Annotated in this window: 13 protein-coding genes; 10 read left to right on the forward strand and 3 right to left on the reverse strand. The window is 69.6% G+C overall.

Translation table 11 applies throughout. From position 1 onward, the window contains the following. Positions 1–72: 72 nt before the first annotated feature. The 3 genes from BR39_RS0117685 (at position 73) to BR39_RS0117695 (ending at position 4,939) form a co-directional block, all read left to right on the forward strand. Positions 73–2,487 (forward strand): TonB-dependent siderophore receptor, encoded by a 2,415-nt coding sequence (locus BR39_RS0117685; RefSeq protein ID WP_029914651.1) that lies wholly within the window; start codon positions 73–75, stop codon positions 2,485–2,487. A gap of 170 nt (positions 2,488–2,657) precedes the next feature. Next, the gene (locus tag BR39_RS0117690) at positions 2,658–4,181 is read left to right on the forward strand and encodes a replicative DNA helicase (protein WP_029914653.1); all 1,524 of its coding nucleotides are present in this window, start codon (positions 2,658–2,660) and stop codon (positions 4,179–4,181) included. Positions 4,182–4,255: 74 nt separating this feature from the next. After that, positions 4,256–4,939 carry a MarC family protein gene (locus tag BR39_RS0117695; protein ID WP_029914655.1) on the forward strand — a complete coding sequence of 228 codons (684 nt, stop codon included), beginning with the start codon at positions 4,256–4,258 and terminating at the stop codon, positions 4,937–4,939. A gap of 4 nt (positions 4,940–4,943) precedes the next feature. Here the strand turns inward: BR39_RS0117695 and BR39_RS0117700 are convergent, their stop codons facing one another. Continuing rightward, positions 4,944–5,663 (reverse strand): hypothetical protein, encoded by a 720-nt coding sequence (locus BR39_RS0117700; protein WP_029914658.1) that lies wholly within the window; start codon positions 5,661–5,663, stop codon positions 4,944–4,946. Between the two features lie 131 nt (positions 5,664–5,794). On the opposite strand from BR39_RS0117700, the gene alr reads away from it, so the two are divergent. After that, positions 5,795–6,877, forward strand: coding sequence for an alanine racemase (gene alr / locus BR39_RS0117705; RefSeq protein ID WP_029914660.1), 1,083 nt, complete (start codon positions 5,795–5,797; stop codon positions 6,875–6,877). Between the two features lie 9 nt (positions 6,878–6,886). Here the strand turns inward: alr and BR39_RS0117710 are convergent, their stop codons facing one another. After that, entirely contained in the window at positions 6,887–8,074 is a 1,188-nt protein-coding gene (locus BR39_RS0117710) for a Yip1 family protein (protein WP_029914662.1), read from the reverse strand. 172 nt (positions 8,075–8,246) lie between these two features. Between BR39_RS0117710 and radA the strand changes: the two genes are divergently transcribed. The 6 genes from radA to BR39_RS0117740 all read left to right on the forward strand — a co-directional run bounded on the left by radA (position 8,247) and on the right by BR39_RS0117740 (position 15,435). After that, positions 8,247–9,629 (forward strand): DNA repair protein RadA, encoded by a 1,383-nt coding sequence (gene radA / locus BR39_RS0117715; RefSeq protein WP_029914664.1) that lies wholly within the window; start codon positions 8,247–8,249, stop codon positions 9,627–9,629. After that, on the forward strand, positions 9,626–10,249 hold the full coding sequence (locus BR39_RS0117720; RefSeq protein WP_029914666.1) for a CvpA family protein: 624 nt from the start codon (positions 9,626–9,628) through the stop codon (positions 10,247–10,249). Before radA ends, BR39_RS0117720 begins: the two co-directional genes overlap by 4 nt. Then, a complete protein-coding gene (purF, locus tag BR39_RS0117725; protein ID WP_029914668.1) occupies positions 10,246–11,745 on the forward strand; it encodes an amidophosphoribosyltransferase in 1,500 nt (499 codons plus the stop codon). The genes BR39_RS0117720 and purF overlap by 4 nt, the downstream gene beginning before the upstream one ends. Before the next feature lie 110 nt (positions 11,746–11,855). Further along, complete coding sequence (locus tag BR39_RS0117730) at positions 11,856–12,839, forward strand: bile acid:sodium symporter family protein (protein ID WP_029914670.1); 984 nt, start codon at positions 11,856–11,858, stop codon at positions 12,837–12,839. A gap of 66 nt (positions 12,840–12,905) precedes the next feature. Beyond that, entirely contained in the window at positions 12,906–13,658 is a 753-nt protein-coding gene (locus tag BR39_RS0117735; RefSeq protein ID WP_029914672.1) for an SDR family NAD(P)-dependent oxidoreductase, read from the forward strand. A gap of 283 nt (positions 13,659–13,941) precedes the next feature. After that, positions 13,942–15,435, forward strand: a complete 1,494-nt coding sequence (locus BR39_RS0117740) for a methyl-accepting chemotaxis protein (protein WP_029914674.1) — start codon at positions 13,942–13,944, stop codon at positions 15,433–15,435. Here the strand turns inward: BR39_RS0117740 and BR39_RS0117745 are convergent. Next, positions 15,432–16,004, reverse strand: coding sequence for an alpha-ketoglutarate-dependent dioxygenase AlkB (locus tag BR39_RS0117745; RefSeq protein WP_029914676.1), 573 nt, complete (start codon positions 16,002–16,004; stop codon positions 15,432–15,434). The two genes, BR39_RS0117740 and BR39_RS0117745, sit on opposite strands and share 4 nt — an antisense overlap. Positions 16,005–16,043: the final 39 nt, after the last annotated feature.

The following is a 16,043-nucleotide window of genomic DNA, read 5'->3' on the forward strand; positions in this document are numbered from 1 at the left end:
TGGGGGAGACAGGCTCCTCCGCTTCCGGACAAGGCGTCGATCGCCGCCGGAAGCCAAGCGAGGGGATTCGCTATGCGCTTCAGAAACTTCCTGCTGGCCGCCACGTCGATCGTGGCCGTGGCCGGCGTCGCCCATGCCCAGGACGCCGCCGCGCCCGCCGCCGACGAGTCGACCGCGGTCGACCAGGTCGTGGTCACCGGCACCCGGGTCGCCCGTTCGCGGCTCGACACGGTCTCGCCGGTCGACGTCGTCGACAACAAGGCCCTGAGCCGCCAAGGCACGCCGGAACTGGCCCAGGCCCTGGCCAATCTGGCGCCGTCGATCGACTTTCCCCGCCCGGCGGTCACCGACGGCACCGACTCGGTGCGTCCGGCCACCCTGCGCGGCCTGTCGCCCGACCAGACCCTGGTGCTGCTGAACGGGCACCGCGCCCACACCGCCGCCCTGGTCAACATCAACGGCTCGATCGGCCGCGGCTCGGCCCCGTTCGACCTCAACACCATCCCGACCGCGGCCCTCGAGACCGTCGAGATCCTGCGTGAAGGCGCGGCCGCCCAGTACGGCTCGGACGCCATCGCCGGGGTGATCAACCTGCGCCTGCGCCAGGCCAGCCACGGCGGCGGCGCCAGCGCCACCTACGGGATCTACAACACCGACGTGAAGACCACGCGGAACCAGGACGGCCGCACGGCGCACGACGGCCCGACCTACAGCGCCTCGCTGTGGCAAGGCTTCGCCCTGCCCAACGACGGCTATCTGACCGTCACGGGCGAGTATTCGTTCCGCAACCCGACCAACCGCGCCGACTACGATCCCCGCGTCACGCCCAGCAAGGTGACCGGCGTCTACGGCGACCCGCAGGTCGAGACCAAGACGATCTACGCCAACTTCGGCCTGCCGCTGAACGAGGACTGGAGCCTGTACGGCCTGGCCGGCTATCAGAACCGCAAGGGCGAGAGCTCGGCCTTCCCGCGCCTGGCCGACAACGCCAACAACTATGTCAGCGTCTATCCGACCGGCTACGTGCCGCGGATCACCACCGACATCGACGACTACAACCTGGCCTTCGGCGCCAAGGGCGTGATCGCCGGCTTCAACGTCGACGCCAGCGTCACCAACGGCGCCAACAAGGTCGAGTACGGCACGATCAACTCGCTGAACGCCTCGCTGGGCCCGAGCTCGCCGACCCGCTTCAAGGACGGCTCGATGCGCTACGAGCAGACGGTGGCGGCCATCGACGTCAACCGGCCGCTGGAGCTGTTCGGCTTCGCCAAGCCCAGCACCCTGGCGTTCGGGATCGAGTACCGCGACGAGAGCTACAGGATCAAAGCCGGCGAGACCGCCTCGTGGGTCAACGGCGGCAACGGCAAGGGCGCCGGCGCCCAGGGCTTCCCGGGCTTCCGCCCCGCCAACGAGGTCGACGTCAGCCGCAACGCCACCAGCCTCTATGTCGACCTGGACAACCAGATCACCGACAAGCTGGATGTCGACCTGGCCGCCCGCTACGAGGACTATTCCGACTTCGGCTCGACCACGACTGGCAAGATCGCGGCGCGCTACGACTTCACCGACAGCTTCGCCCTGCGCGGCGCCTTCTCCAGCGGCTTCCGGGCCCCGGCCCTGCAGCAGCAGTACTTCACCACCACTTCGATCAACATCATCGCCGGCGGCGCGGCGGTGGACGTGGGCACCTTCCCGGCCACCAGCGCTACGGCCGCCGCCCTGGGCGCCAAGCCGCTGGAGCCCGAGAAGTCGAAGAACTATTCGCTGGGCGCGGTCTATCACAAGGGCCCGTTCGAGCTGACGGTCGACGCCTACCAGATCGACATCGACAACCGCATCGTGCTCTCGGAGAACATCCAGGGCGTGAACGGCGGCACGCCCACCCAGCAGGCGATCTACAACCTGCTGCAGCCGTTCGGCGTGACCACGGCGCGGTTCTTCGTCAACGGCGTGGACACCACCAGCAAGGGCGTCGACGTGGTGGCGCGCTATCGCCTGGACGCCGACGCGGCCGGTCGCTTCGACCTGACCCTGGCGGCCAACTACAATCAGACCGACGTCAACAAGGTGCCGACCACCAGCACCCTGTCCGGCCTGCCCGTGCCCCCGCCCCTGTTCGCCCGGGTCAACGTCCTGACCTACGAGCAAGGCACGCCCGACCACAAGTTCGTGGCCAGCGGCGACTGGAGCAACGGCCCGTGGGGCGCCACCCTGCGGGGCACGGCCTACGGCTCGGTGCTGATCCCCAACGCCACCCCGTCGCTGGACTACAAGTCGGGCGCCAAGACCGTCTGGGACGCCGAGGCGCGCTACACGTTCCTGAAGGACATCACCTGGGCCGTGGGCGTGAACAACCTGTTCGACGAGTATCCCAACCAGGCGCCGGCCCCGGTCAACACGACCGGCGTGGTGGGCTTCCCCAGCTACTCGCCGTTCGGCTTCAACGGGCGCTTCCTCTACACGCGTCTGAGCTACAGCTGGTAAGTCCTTGACCGGCTTCGACTAAGCGTTCCAGGGGCGCGGCGAGCGATCGCCGCGCCCTTCCTACGTCCGCTTTTGACGGGTCGTGATCCTATAGAACATACACAAAACATCCCCGTTCATCTGAAGCGGGGCCGGTCGCGCCCAACAACCGTTCGCGTTAACTTCCGCCGATGTCCCTCGTTCCTGCTCTAGACCTCCGCCCGCCGTCTTCGGGCGAAATCGTCGTCGCCGTCGCGCCCCACAACCTGGAGGCCGAACAGGCCCTGCTGGGCGTGCTGCTGTACGACAACGCGGCCTATGAGCGCCTGACCGACAGCCTGCAGGGCCGCCACTTCTACGAGCCCTTCCACCAGCGGCTGTTCGGCTCGATCGAGACCCACATCCGCAAGGGCCAGCTGGCCGAGCCGATCCTGCTGGCCGACGAGTTCAAGCACGATCCGGCCTTCGACGAGCTGGGCGGCCTGCGCTACCTGGCCGACCTGGTCGACCGCGCCCCGCCCGCCGCCAATGTCGGCGACTACGCCCGGGCCGTCTTCGACCTGGCCCTGCGCCGCGACCTGATCCGCATCGGCGGCGAGATCGCCGCCACCGCCCACGGCGGGACCGGCAAGGACGACGTCAAGCTGCCGGCCCGCGACCAGATCGAGGCGGCCGAACAGCAGCTCTACACCCTGGCCGAAAGCGGCACGGCGTCGTCCGGCTTCGTCAGCTTCGGCGACGCCCTGCGCGGCGCCGTGGAGATGACCGCCGAGGCCTACAGCCGCGACGGCGGCATGTCGGGCGTCTCGACCGACCTGATCGACCTGGACACCAAGATCGGGGGCCTGCACCCGTCGGACTTGATCGTGCTCGCCGGCCGTCCGTCGATGGGTAAGACCGCCCTGGCCACCAACATCGCCTTCAACATCGCCAAGAAGTACGCCTGGGAGCCCCAGCCGGACGGCACCAAGAAGACCGTCAGCGGCGGCGTGGTGGCCTTCTACTCGCTGGAAATGAGCGCCGAGCAGCTGGCCCTGCGTATGCTGGCCGACGCCTCGGGCGTGTCGGGCGACAAGCTCCGCAAGGGCGAGATCGACGCCAGCGAGTTCGGCCGGGTGCGCGACGCGGCCATCGAGCTGCAGGAAGCCCCGCTCTACATCGACGCCACCGGCGGCATCTCCATCGCCAAGCTGACCGCCCGGGCACGCCGTCTGAAGCGCCAGGTCGGCCTGGACCTGATCGTGGTCGACTACCTGCAGCTGGTCACCGGCTCGGACCTGTCGTCCAACGCCAGCCGCGTGCAGGAAGTCTCGCAGATCACCATGGGCCTGAAGGCCCTGGCCAAGGAACTGGCCTGCCCGGTCATCGCTTTGTCGCAGCTGTCGCGTCAGGTCGAACAGCGCGAGGACAAGCGTCCGCAGCTGTCCGACCTTCGTGAATCGGGCTCGATCGAGCAGGACGCCGACATGGTCTGGTTCGTCTACCGCGAAAGCTACTATGTCGGCCGCTCCGAGCCGCGCGAAGGCACGCCCGAGCACCTGCAGTGGCAGGAGGACATGGACCGCCTGCAGGGCCTGGCCGAGGTGATCATCGCCAAGCAGCGTCACGGTCCCATCGGCACGGTGCGCCTGTCGTTCAACAGCGACACCACGCGCTTCGGCAACCTGGCCCGCGACCACTACTTCCACCAGATGCGCAGCGGCGACGACGAGTAGCCGCCTTCGGTTTGACGCGGGCGGACGGATCGGGCCAGGGTGCCCTTCCCGTTCGCCGACCACGAGACCGCCTGATGGAGTTCAGCCCCCTGCCGGTGTCGACCCTGGTCGGCGCCTTCCTGCTGGCCTTCCCGGCCCTGTTCTCGATCGTCAATCCGGTCGGGGCGGCGCTGATCTTCCACCAGATGCTGGTCGACCACCCGGCCGAGACCCGCAGGCGGCTGGCCCCGACGATCGCGCTCTACGCCTTCTTCATCCTGCTGGGCTCGCTGCTGCTGGGCGGCTACGTGCTGAACTTCTTCGGCGTCAGCCTGGGCGCGCTGCGCGTGGCCGGCGGCCTGGTGGTGGCCATCCGGGCCTGGGCCCTGCTGATGACCCCGGAAGAGCACGAGGACCGCAAGGCCGACCAGGCCGCGCCGCTGAAGAGCCGGGCCGAGGACATGGCCTTCTTCCCGCTGACCATGCCGTTCACGACCGGGCCCGGCGCGATCTCGGTGGCCATCGCCCTCTCCTCCCAGCGGCCCGCCCAGGGCCACTCGGTGATCCCGTTCTTCCTGGGCGCCAGCCTGGCCGTGGTGGTCATCGCCCTGATGGTCTGGGGCTTCTACCGCGCCTCGGACAAAGTGCTGGCCTTCCTGGGCGTCAACGGCGCGCGGGTGATGTCGCGGCTGATGGCGTTCCTGCTGATGTGCATCGGGGTGCAGATCGTCGCCAGCGGCGTGGAGGCCCTGGTCGCCCAGTTCCTGGCCGGGCGCTGAGTCGTCAGGGCGCGGGCGTCGCCCTCGCCGCGACGACCTCGCCCTTGGCGTTCTTCACCGGGCTGAAGCGCAGCTTGAGCCTGGCGTCGCGTTCGACGGGGTCGTCCCAGTAGTGGGTCTCGTCGGTGACATGCTTCCGGTCGCCCATCTGCTCGACCTTACTGACCACGAAGCCGGTCTCGCCGACCACCTTCAGGACCATCAGTTCCTCATAGGGCGGATTCAGGGGCGCGGGGTCTTCGCGGATCTCGAGGCCCGGCGCGGCGTGCCAATTGCCGAAGGGCGCCCGATCGAACATCAAGCCGCCGATCACGCCGGCATATTCCGTGTCGTTGGGACCGTTCCAGCGGAAGCACAGGACCGGCGCGGCGCCCGCCACGCACCAGACCAGATCGTCCTTGCGGCGGGGCGGCAGGTTCTCCCCGACGCGCGGAATGGTCAGGAACACCTCGCCATAGAGCGGTGCGCCGGCCTTGATCACGCCCGCGTATTTGCCCTGGCCGAACGGGAAATCCTTAGCGAGAACGCCTCTGCGGATCGGTTGGCGGATCTGGCGGGCGAAGACCTCGCCCGGCTGGATCAGTCCCAGCTTGTTCTGCGCCGACCCCGCCACGACTTCCGTCCCGGAGGCGCCGGACCAGAGGGGCGGCGCGCCTTGCTGGGCCGCAGCGACCCCTGTGCCCGCGACGGTCCACGCCACGGCCAAGCCCAGCAACTTCTTCATCCGACAGCCCCGATACCCGCCGGCTCGAGACGAGTCGGCTGCGTCATGGCTAGCGCAACCTCAGGTGAAGGACGAGTCCTGCACGGCAAACACACTTCTCCCGAAGGTCGCAAGGGTGCTAGAGCCGCCCCGTGACCGAAGCCAGCCTCCTCACCCTCGACCTCGACGCCCTGGCGTCCAACCACGCCGTGCTCAAGGCCGCCGCCGGCGGCGGCGAGATCGCGCCGGCCGTCAAGGCCGACGGCTATGGCCTGGGCGCGGCCCTGGTGGCCGGTTTCCTGTGGGACGACGGCGCGCGCGCCTTCTACGTGGCCCGGCTGTCGGAAGGCCTCGCCCTGCGTCGGGCCCTGGGCGACCGCAAGGCGACGATCTACCTGCTGGACGGCGTGACCCCCGGCTCGGCGCCCGCCATCGAGGCGGCCCGGCTGACGCCGGTGCTCAACAGCCTGCCGCAGATCGAGGCCTGGAACAGCCACGCCCGCGGCCGGGTGCTGGACGCCGCCCTGCACATCGACACCGGCATGAACCGCCTGGGCCTGCGTCCCGAGGAGGCCGTGGTCCTGACCGGGGCCATGGACCGGCTGAAGTTCCTGAACATCGGCCTGGTGATCAGCCACCTGGCCTGCGCCGGCGAGCCGGGCCACCCGCTGAACGCCCGCCAGCTGGCCCGCTTCACCGAGGCCGCCGCCCTGTTCCCGAATGCGCGCCGCAGCCTGGCCAATTCGGGCGGGATCTTCCTGGGCGGCGACTACCATTTCGACCAGTGCCGGCCGGGCATCAGCCTCTATGGCGGCGGCCCGCGCGACGTGCCCGACGCGCGGATCAAGGCCGTGGCCACGCTGGAAGCTCCGATCCTCCAGGCCCGGGTGGTGCCGCGGGGCGAGAGCATCGGCTACGGCGCGGCCTTCACGGCGGAGGACACCACCCGCGTCGCCATCCTGGCGGCGGGCTACGCCGACGGCGTGCCGCGCGCGGCCCATCCGCGTGGGGCGGTGTGGTTCGACGGCGCCCGGCGGCCGATCCTGGGCCGGGTGTCGATGGACCTGATCGCCGTCGACATCACCGACTGCGACGCCGCCCGCCCGGGCGCGATGATGCAGATCATCGGCCCGGACCTGCCCGTCGACGACGCGGCGGCGGCGGCCGGCACGACGGCCTACGAGCTCCTGACCCGCATCGCGCCCCGCGCCCGACGGACCGTCACGGGCGGCTGACGCCGCCGACTAGCGGGCCAGGCCTTCCAGCCGGCCCATGTCGACCGCGGCCACCGCCTGCTTCAGCGAGTCGATGCTGTCGGCCGTGCCGTTGGCCTCGACCGTGAAGCGGTCGCCCACCAGCACGCTGTATTGGCCGTACTTGCTTTCACGGTCCCACTCCTCGGTGGTCATCCGGCCGCCGACCTTGCCGACCTTCTTGTAGCCGTGCGCGGTCTCTTCGGAGGACTGGGCGTCCACCGCGCCGGCCATGGCGGCCATGCCCGCCATCGCGCCCAGGTCCGTGACCGCCAGGGTGAAGTTGGCGTCGCCCTTGGTGTACTCGCCGCGCGCCGAGCTCATCGACATGCCCGCCGCGCCGCCCGACTGGCTTTCCAGGCTGATGCGCGAGAAACCCGCCACGCCGCCCGGCAGCAGGCCCTTCAGGGTGTCGGCCGGCACGGTGGGAACCGGTTTGCCCGAATTCATCTGCTTGGAGGCGGCCTCCATCTGCCTGCTGGCCGCTTCCAGCTTGCCCATGTCGACCTTGGCGCCGTTGATCTCCATCGTGCCCGAGGCGTGACCGGCGCCGGCGACGCGGTTGGCCGCCCCGAACATCGCCGCGCCCGCGATCGCGCCGGTGACGGCGCCGATGATGATCGACAGGACGATGGCGCAGATGACCGTGACGACGGTGTAGCCCACCGCCTTCTCCTTCGGGGCCTTCATCAGCCGCGGCAGGCCCAGATACAGCAGATAGAAGCCGTAGAGGCTGATCAGGGCGGCGATCGCGCCCAGCGGCGGGAAGATTCCCAAGATCCCGAAGACCCATGCGGCGGTGTAGCTGTAGGCGGCGACCTTGAAGGCCTGAACGCGGTCCTTCTGGCCGTCGAAGCTGGGCGCCAGGGCGTCGATGATCAGGGCGACCAGGAACACCGACAGCAGGTTCAGCCCATAGCTGACGACGGCGGTGACAAGCGCAGACACCAGCGACGGCTTGAACGAGAAGCCGAGCGCCCCGACGCCGAACACCTGGCCGCCGATCAGGCCGGCCAGCGGCGGGATGGCGGCCAGAATGCAGACATAGCCGACATAGAGGCCCTTGATCGTCGCCGGCTCGGCGTCGATGCGCTCCCACTCGGCCGACGGGGACAGCAACAGGCGTTTGACGCGGCCGACGAGATCGGACGACGTGGACCCGGGTTCGATGACAGTCATGCGCCCTCCTCTGGCGAATCCTGAACACCCCCCGGCGCGGTGAGTTGTCTGCCACGGCTTCGTGACATTGAGAACAGCGTTCCTTGACGAAGGCGCGGCGACGATGCGTCCGGCTTTGGCGCACCCGGCGCCCAGGCTGTAGTCTCCAGTCACGCTCGAATCAGGAGTTCCCATGGCCCGCGACGGCGCCGTCTACGCTTGCCAGTCCTGCGGCGCGGTCTCGACCAAGTGGTCGGGGCAGTGCTCGGCCTGCCAGAGCTGGAACAGCCTGGTCGAGGAGGTCGGGACCCGCGCGCCCGGCGCCCTGTCCAGCACCAAGGCCACACGCGTGCGCGGGCTGCAGTTCACGGGCCTGGAGAGCGACACCCCCGCCCCGCCCCGCATCATCACCGGCGTCGACGAGTTCGACCGGGTCTGCGGCGGCGGCGTGGTGCCCGGCTCGGCCATCCTGATCGGCGGCGACCCGGGCGTGGGCAAATCGACCCTGCTGCTGGAGGTGATGGCCAAGGCCAGCCTGGCCGGCGTGAACTGCGCCTACATCTCGGGCGAAGAGGCCGTGGCCCAGATCCGCGGCCGGGCCGACCGCATGGGCTTCGCCCAGGCCCCTGTGAAACTGGCCGCCGAAAGCAGCCTGCGCGACATCCTGGACGGGCTGAAGCGCGAGAAGTTCGACCTGGTGGTCATCGATTCGATCCAGACCCTGTGGAGCGACGCCCACGAGGCCGGCCCCGGCACGGTCACCCAGGTGCGCGCCTGCGCCAGCGAGCTGGTGCGCCTGGCCAAGAAGCAGGGCGTGGCCATCCTGATGGTCGGCCACGTCACCAAGGACGGCCAGATCGCCGGCCCGCGGGTGGTCGAGCACCTGGTCGACGCCGTGCTCAGCTTCGAGGGCGAGCGCGGCTATCCGTTCCGCGTGCTGCGCGGGGCCAAGAACCGTTTCGGGGCCACCGACGAGATCGGGGTGTTCGAGATGGGCGACGCTGGCCTGCGCGAGGTCAAAAACCCCTCGGCCCTGTTCCTCAACGAGGGCGGCGAGCGGGCGGCCGGCGCGGCGGTGTTCGCCGGCATCGAGGGCTCGCGACCCGTCCTGGTCGAGTTCCAGGCCCTGGTCGCCCCGTCCGCGTACGGAACGCCCCGGCGGGCCGTGGTCGGATGGGACTCCGGGCGGCTGGCCATGGTTTTGGCTGTGCTGGAATCACGCTGCGGCCTTGGTTTTGGCAACAAGGACGTCTATCTGAACGTCGCTGGCGGCCTGCGGATCACCGAGCCGGCGGCGGACTTGGCTGCGGCGGCGGCTCTGGCCTCCTCGGCCCTCGACATCGCCCTGCCTCAGGACTGCGTCGTCTTCGGCGAGGTCAGCCTGTCCGGTGAAGTGCGGCCCGTGAGCCGTATGGAGACACGTTTGAAAGAGGCCGCGAAACTCGGCTTTGGTCGAGCTCTGGGACCGCTGTCGGGCCTTCCCGAAGGCGGCGGAGCCCTGCCCGTCGCCGGCGTGGCCCGGCTGGCCGACGCGGTGCGCCGCATCGGCGACGAGATCTGGGGCCAGCTGACGTGACGCCTTTCGACATCATCTTCGGCGTGATCCTCCTGGTTTCGTGCGTCGTCGGCTTCGCGCGCGGCGCGTCGCGGGAACTGACCTCGGCCTTGGCCTTCATCGTCGCCGCGCTGCTGGCCCTGCTGGCCTTGCGGTTCACCGGCCCGCTGTTCCGGGGGATGATGGACCCGGACTGGGCGGCCACGGCGGCCGCCATCCTGGTCGGCTTCGTCATCATCTTCGTGCTGCTGCGCCTGGTGGGCGCCCAGATCACCAAGACCCTGCACGCCGACGGCGCCCTGGGCACGCTGGACCGCCTGATGGGGCTGGCGTTCGGCCTGCTGCGCGGCCTGGTCGTGCTGGGCGTGTTCAGCCTGGTGTTCCACATGGCCACCCCGCCCGACCGCGTCCCGCACTGGATGTCGAAGTCGGCGCTGTATCCGCTGTCCAACGCCGCCGGCCGGGTGCTGAAGGTGTTCGCCCCCAAGGGCGCGGGTCTGGCCGGCAAGCTGGCCCCCGCCATCGAGGACGCCGTCCATGACGGCGCCAGCGACAAACCGTCCGAACGCAAGTCGGGCGATCCGGGTTATGATAAGGACCAGCGTCGCTCCGTCGACGAGCTGGTGGAGAAATCGCGATGACGTCCTTCGGCCAGTCGACCGACCGCTTCTCGTCCAAGCCTTGGCGTGATCCGGAAGACGACACCCTGCGCCTCGAATGCGGCGTCTTCGGCGTCTACGGCGTGCGCGACGCCGCCGCGGTCACCGCCCTGGGCCTGCACGCCCTGCAGCACCGGGGCCAGGAAGCCTGCGGCATCGCCGCCTTCGACGGCCAGCGCTTCCACACCGAACGCCACATGGGCCATGTCGGCGACGCCTTCACCGGCAACGACCTGGTCCAGCGCCTGCCCGGCAACATGGCCATCGGCCACACCCGCTATTCCACGGCCGGCGGCAGCGGCATCCGCAACGTCCAGCCGATGTTCGCCGACCTCGAGACCGGCGGCGTGGCCATCGCCCACAACGGCAACCTGACCAACTTCCTGACCCTGCGCGAGCGGCTGGTGCAGGAAGGCGCGATCTTCCAGTCGACCAGCGACAGCGAGGTGATCCTCCACCTGATCGCCCGCTCGCGAAAGGCGCGCATCGTCGACCGCTTCATCGACGCCGTCGGCCAGATCGAGGGCGGCTACGCCATCGTGGCCATCACCAACAAGAAGATGATCGGCCTGCGCGATCCGCTGGGCATCCGCCCGCTGGTGCTGGGCGACCTGGACGGCCAGCCGATCCTGGCGTCGGAAACCTGCGCCCTGGACATGATCGGCGCCCGCTTCGTGCGCGACGTCGAGCACGGCGAGATGGTGGTGATCTCGGAGACCGGCGTGAAGTCGCTGCGTCCGTTCCAGAACGTCGCCGCCCGCCCCTGCGTGTTCGAATACGTCTACTTCGCCCGCCCCGACAGCGTCGTGAACGGCCGCTCGGTCTACGACGTGCGCAAGCGCATGGGCCAGCGCCTGGCCATCGAGACCGGCGTCGAGGCCGACGTCGTGGTGCCGGTGCCCGACAGCGGCGTGCCGGCCGCCATCGGCTTCGCCCAGCAGAGCGGCCTGCCCTTCGACCTGGGCATCATCCGCAACCACTATGTGGGCCGCACCTTCATCCAGCCCACCCAGGGCGTGCGCGAACTGGGCGTGCGCATGAAGCACAGCCCCAACCGCGCCGTGCTGGAAGGCAAGCGCGTCATCCTGATCGACGACTCGATCGTGCGCGGCACCACCTCGCTGAAGATCGTCCGCATGGTCCGCGAGGCCGGCGCCAAGGAGGTCCACCTCCGCTCGGCCAGCCCGCCGATCAAGTGGCCCGACTTCTACGGCATCGACATGCCCGAGCGCGACCAGCTGCTGGCGGCCAACAAGTCGCTGGAGGAGATGGCGCGGTTCCTGGAGGTCGACAGCCTGGGCTTCCTGTCCGTCGACGGCCTGTATCAGGCTCTGGAAGCCGGTCCGCGCGACCCGGCCCAGCCGCAGTTCACCGACCACTACTTCACCGGCGACTATCCCACGCGCCTGACCGATCGCGAGATCGCCGAGGGCCGCAACGACCAGGCCGAGAAGCAGCTGTCGCTGCTCAGCGCCTAGGCGACCAGCCCGCCATCGTCGTCCCCGACTTGTTCGGGGACCCCAAGCTGGGCTAACCCGGTCCGCCGCCCGGGTCGCCCGAGGGCGACGACGTTCGAGAGAGTTGCGCCTTGGCCAATCCCGTTTCCGCCCTGCTCGCCAAGCTGAAGATCGACGGCTACATCCTGGCCCTGTTCGGCATGGTGGTGCTGGCCTCGATCCTGCCAGTGCGCGGCGAGGCGGCGACCGTCGTCGCCTGGGTGGTCAAGATCGCCATCGCGGTGCTGTTCTTCCTGCACGGCGCCAAGCTGTCGCGCGAGGCCGTGGTCGCGGGTCTGACCCACTGGCGGCTGCACCTGACGATCCTGGCTTTCACCTTCGTGCTGTTCCCGGCCCTGGGCCTGGCGATCAGCAAGTCGGGCGCGCTGTCCCCCACCCTGTCGGCCGGCATGCTGTTCCTGTGCTGCCTGCCCTCGACCGTCCAATCGTCGATCGCCTTCACCTCGATCGGCCGGGGCAACATCGCCGCCGCCGTCTGCGCGGCCTCGGCCTCGAACCTGCTGGGCATCTTCCTGACGCCGGTTCTGGTGGGCCTGCTGATGCACGCCCACGGCGACGTGGGGGGCTGGGATTCGATCCAGTCGATCGTCGTTCAGCTGCTGGTCCCGTTCGTGGCCGGCCAGATCGTCCGCCCGTGGGTTAAGGGCTGGATCGAGAAGCACAAGGCCCTGGTCGGCCAGGTCGATCGCGGCTCGATCCTGCTGGTGGTCTATTCGGCGTTCAGCGCCGCCGTGGTCGGCGGCATCTGGAAGATCGTCTCGATCCCCGAACTCTTCCTGCTGCTGGCGGTCTGCTGCGTCCTGCTGGCCGTGGTGATGCTGGCCACCGTGTTCGGCGCCCGCGCCCTGGGCTTCTCCAAGCCCGACGAGGTGGCCATCGTGTTCTGCGGCTCCAAGAAGAGCCTGGCCACCGGCGTGCCGATGGCCGGCATCCTGTTCCCCGGCGCGACGGCCGGCATCCTCGTGTTGCCGCTGATGCTGTTCCACCAGATCCAGTTGATGGCCTGCTCGGTGATCGCCCAGCGCTACGGCGCGCGGCCGGCCGACGGGGCCTGACGCGACCGGGCTGCTTAAGGGGCGGTTCCGGTTCCCATTTGGCGGCTTAGCCACTAGAACCCGCCCATGACTTCCGACTCCGAAAAGCCGCTGGCCGGCCGCATCGCCCTCGTCACCGGCGCCACCCGCGGCATCGGCGAAGCCATCGCCCTGGGCCTGGCCCAGGCGGGTGCCCACGTCATCGCCCTGGGCCGCACCCAGGGGGCGCTGGAGGCCCTGGACGACGCGATCTTCGGCGCCACCGGCGAGCACGCCACCCTGGTCCCGCTGGACCTGCGCGAGCCCGACGGCCTGGACCAGCTGGGCGCGGCCCTCTACGAGCGGTTCGGCAAGCTGGACATCCTGGTGGGCGCGGCCGGCGTGCTGGGCGCCCTGACCCCGGTGGGCCACCTGGACCCCAAGGGCTGGGACATGATCATGGCCACGAACCTGACGGCCAACTGGCGCCTGATCCGGGCCATGGACCCGCTGCTGCGCCGTTCGGAGGCCGGCCGGGCCGTCTTCCTGACCAGCAGCGTCGCCAAGACCCACCGCGCCTTCTGGGGCGGCTACGCGGCCTCCAAGGCCGGGCTGGAGGCCGTCGTCGCCTGCTATGACGACGAGATGGAGAACACCTCCGTACGCGCCGTCTGTGTCGATCCCGGCGCCATGCGCACCCGCATGCGGGCCGGGGCCTTCCCGGGCGAGGATCCGCAGACCGTGCCCGCGCCGGACACCATCGTCCCGTTGATCGTCGATCTGGCCCGCCCCGACCGCGAGCCGCCCAAGGGCGTCCTGAAGTTCAAGGACCGCGGCCAGGAATCAGCCAGCATCGGTTGAACGGCCGTGAGCGATCAGTGATCGCTGTTAACCCGTAGGCAGCCCCCTGGCGGCGCTTCCTTTTGGCGGTCAGCCGGAGCGTCGAAAGTCGATAAGTCGACAAATCTAATGAATTCAACCTCTTGGAATTTGATAATTTCATCGGATCACGAGGTGTTGCGCCAAACTGTCGCGCCGAGGAAGGCTGCGTTCGGCGTCAGCGTTAACGCCTCCTCAACCCAGGCGACGCACGCTTGCCGTGTAGTGCGACCCCCGGTGCGGTCGCGCGCGGGGGAGTTCATTGATGTCGCTTTTTTCGCCCAAACGTCCGGACCCGAAGGCGACTGAACGCCTCGCGGACCTTGAGGCCACCGTCGCCGCCATCGATCGCTCGCAGGCGATGATCGAGTTCAAGCTGGACGGCACGATCATCACCGCCAACAAGAATTTCCTGGACACCGTGGGCTACAGGCTGGACGAGATCGTCGGCCGCCACCACAGCATGTTCGTCGATCCGACCTACGGCGCCAGCGCCGACTACAAGGCCTTCTGGGCCAATCTGGGCCGCGGCGAGTTCTTCTCCGACAAGTTCCAGCGGGTCGGCAAGGGCGGCAAGGACGTCTGGATCCAGGGCAACTACAACCCGATCTTCGACGCCGCCGGAAAGCCCTCCAAGGTCATCAAGTTCGCGGTCGATATCACCGGGGTCGAGCACGAGCGCATCGAGAACGAGAAGCGCCGCAAGGCCGAGGAAGAGCAGAGCGCCGTCGTCTGCTCGCTGGCCGGCTACCTGAAGCGCCTGGCCGGCGGCGACCTGACCGCCCGGATCACCGAGACCTTCGAAGGCCGCTTCCTGCCCATCAAGGAAGACTACAACGCCGCCGTGGACGCCCTGCGCGCGGCCATCGGCCAGATCGTCGATTCGACCGATGGCCTGCGCGGCGGCGCCGACGAGATCTCGGCCGCCTCCGACGACCTGTCGCGCCGCACCGAGCAGCAGGCCGCCAGCCTCGAGGAGACCGCCGCCGCCCTGGACGAGATCACCGCCACCGTCCGCCGCAGCGCCGTCGGCGCCAAGGAAGCGTCCGACGCCGCGTCCGGGGCCCGGCAAGAGGCGGCGCGATCGGGCGAGGTCGTGCGCGACGCCGTCGCCGCCATGGGCGAGATCGAGCAGAGCTCGGGCCAGATCACCCAGATCATCGGCGTGATCGACGAGATCGCCTTCCAGACCAATCTGCTGGCCCTGAACGCGGGCGTCGAAGCCGCCCGGGCCGGCGACGCTGGTCGCGGCTTCGCCGTCGTCGCGCAGGAAGTCCGGGCCCTGGCCCAGCGCTCGGCCGAGGCGGCCAAGGAGATCAAGACCCTGATCGCCAACTCGACCTCTCAGGTGGCGCGCGGCGTGCAGCTGGTCGGCGACACCGGCCAGGCGCTGAGCGGCATCGTCGGCAAGGTCGCCGAGATCGACACCCTGATCTCCGAGATCGCCCAGTCCTCGCAGGAACAGGCCACGGGCCTGAACCAGGTGAACTCGGCGATCAACCAGATGGACCAGGTCACCCAGCAGAACGCGGCCATGGTCGAGCAGGCCACCGCCGCCGCCGCCAACCTGCGGACCGAATCCGTCGGCCTGGCCGAGCTGGTGTCGCGTTTCCACACCGGCGAGGCTGTGCACCGTCGCGCCGCGCCGGCCGCTCGTCCGCGCGCCGCCGCCGAAACGCCTCGTCCCGCGGCGCGCCCCGTGCCCCAGATGCGCCCGGGCTCGAACGCCGCGGTCGCGCCGGAGTGGGAAGAGTTCTAGGCCAGGGTCCGGAAGGTGATGGAGTAGCGCAGCGCCGCCACCGGCGGGATGCTGTGCTCCCAGACCGAGCGGGCCTCTCCAGCCAGTCCGTAGGCTGAGCGGGGCTCCAGCGTCACGGACCGCCGCTCCCAGCCGCCGCCCTCCCCCGCCCGGCGAAAGCGCATCGCGGCCGGCGACAGCAGCGAGAAGCCGACCACCTGGCCGAACGCGGGCCGGTCGCGGTGCCAGCCGATCGGCGCGCCGGGCGGGTATTCGTTGATCAACGCGTGGACCAGGGCGTCCGGCGCCACGCCCGCCAGGTCGGCGGCCTTCTCTCGCAAGGCCTGCAGGAAATCCGGGATCGGCGGGCCGTCGGTCAGTCCGCGCGCGCCGTCGTCGTAGCGGCGGCCGAAATAGGCCACGCGGCGGCGGGCGCTGTAGCCGCGCATCTCGAAGGCGCGCAGGTCCAGCCGGCCGACCGCCTCGGCCAGGGCCGCCTCCTCCGCCCGCGTGATCGCGTCGGGTCGATAGACGAAACCCGGCGGTCCCGGCGCCGGATCGTCGAACAGGCTGGCTTGGCGCGCGTCCATGTCACGGCAAATGGCGTCGGTCGGCCCCGCGTTCCAGTG

The organism is Caulobacter sp. UNC358MFTsu5.1 (assembly GCF_000712075.1).
In the GTDB taxonomy this organism is placed as follows: domain Bacteria; phylum Pseudomonadota; class Alphaproteobacteria; order Caulobacterales; family Caulobacteraceae; genus Caulobacter.

Bases quoted from the DNA above. Each gene is read 5' to 3' on its own strand.
- BR39_RS0117685 (WP_029914651.1), top strand. From the start codon at position 73: ATGCGCTTCAGAAACTTCCTGCTGGCCGCCACGTCGATCGTGGCCGTG.
- BR39_RS0117690 (WP_029914653.1), top strand. From the start codon at position 2,658: ATGTCCCTCGTTCCTGCTCTAGACCTCCGCCCGCCGTCTTCGGGCGAA.
- BR39_RS0117695 (WP_029914655.1), top strand. From the start codon at position 4,256: ATGGAGTTCAGCCCCCTGCCGGTGTCGACCCTGGTCGGCGCCTTCCTG.
- BR39_RS0117700 (WP_029914658.1), bottom strand. From the start codon at position 5,663: ATGAAGAAGTTGCTGGGCTTGGCCGTGGCGTGGACCGTCGCGGGCACA.
- BR39_RS0117710 (WP_029914662.1), bottom strand. From the start codon at position 8,074: ATGACTGTCATCGAACCCGGGTCCACGTCGTCCGATCTCGTCGGCCGC.
- radA (WP_029914664.1), top strand. From the start codon at position 8,247: ATGGCCCGCGACGGCGCCGTCTACGCTTGCCAGTCCTGCGGCGCGGTC.
- purF (WP_029914668.1), top strand. From the start codon at position 10,246: ATGACGTCCTTCGGCCAGTCGACCGACCGCTTCTCGTCCAAGCCTTGG.
- BR39_RS0117735 (WP_029914672.1), top strand. From the start codon at position 12,906: ATGACTTCCGACTCCGAAAAGCCGCTGGCCGGCCGCATCGCCCTCGTC.
- BR39_RS0117740 (WP_029914674.1), top strand. From the start codon at position 13,942: ATGTCGCTTTTTTCGCCCAAACGTCCGGACCCGAAGGCGACTGAACGC.
- BR39_RS0117745 (WP_029914676.1), bottom strand. From the start codon at position 16,004: ATGGACGCGCGCCAAGCCAGCCTGTTCGACGATCCGGCGCCGGGACCG.